The sequence below is a fragment of the Sebaldella sp. S0638 genome (assembly GCF_024158605.1).
Classification (GTDB): domain Bacteria; phylum Fusobacteriota; class Fusobacteriia; order Fusobacteriales; family Leptotrichiaceae; genus Sebaldella.
In genome coordinates this window covers 1-756 of the sequence record NZ_JAMZGM010000290.1, presented here as the reverse complement: position 1 = coordinate 756, position 756 = coordinate 1, and the positions used below count along the sequence as shown (strand labels likewise).

Genomic DNA, 756 nt, shown 5'->3' with positions numbered 1-756 from the left:
AAAAGGAATATCCCACAGCGACGATTTATGGGCTTAAATAGAGGTCAGAGGATAAAGTATAAGGATTGGATAATAAAATGGAAGAAAGGTCAGTTAAGATAGGAAACGAGGTGAGAGTGTGAAAAAAAGAATAAAGATATTTGAAACAGGAATGTATCCGCAAGGAATATTTAATAAGGAACGAGTAAAGAATATATTTGGGAATATAAAAGATAATGTACAAGGGATATTTTCCCATACGAGTCAGTGGACAGAAGATAAGGAAGCAGTGGAACTAGGAGATTTCAGTAATATAGAAATAGTGGATAAAGGTCATAAATCAGAAGTATATGCCGATGTAAATTTCAATGAAAAAGGGAAAGGCTACTATGAAGACGGGATATTAAAAGGAGTATCAGTAGAAATACCGGAAGGGAAACTAACAAGAGTGGCAATATTACCCGTAGGAATACAGCCGGCAATATCAGGAGCAGAATTTTCAAAACAGCCGATATTACTTGAATTTAGTGAAATAGTAGAAGATAAACCGCCAAAAAAAGAAAAAGGAGAAGATAAAAAAATGGATAGAAAAGAAGTATTGGATACATTAACAAAAACAGAAATAGAAGCACAGGCAGAAAGACTCAATATAACAGTAGCGGAAAAGTTAAAGCCGAAAACACCGGAGGAACTGGAACAGGAAATCACGGCAAGAATAACAAAAGAAGCAGAGGATAAAGCTAAAGTACAGGAATTCATGAAAGAACATGATAAAAA

At 34.7% G+C, this 756-nt stretch carries 1 protein-coding gene; it reads left to right on the top strand.

The features are described 5' to 3' along the window. Nucleotides 1-118: 118 nt before the first annotated feature. The coding region (locus tag NK213_RS20345) for a hypothetical protein (protein ID WP_253352744.1) at nt 119-756 on the top strand (638 nt) is incomplete at its 3' end.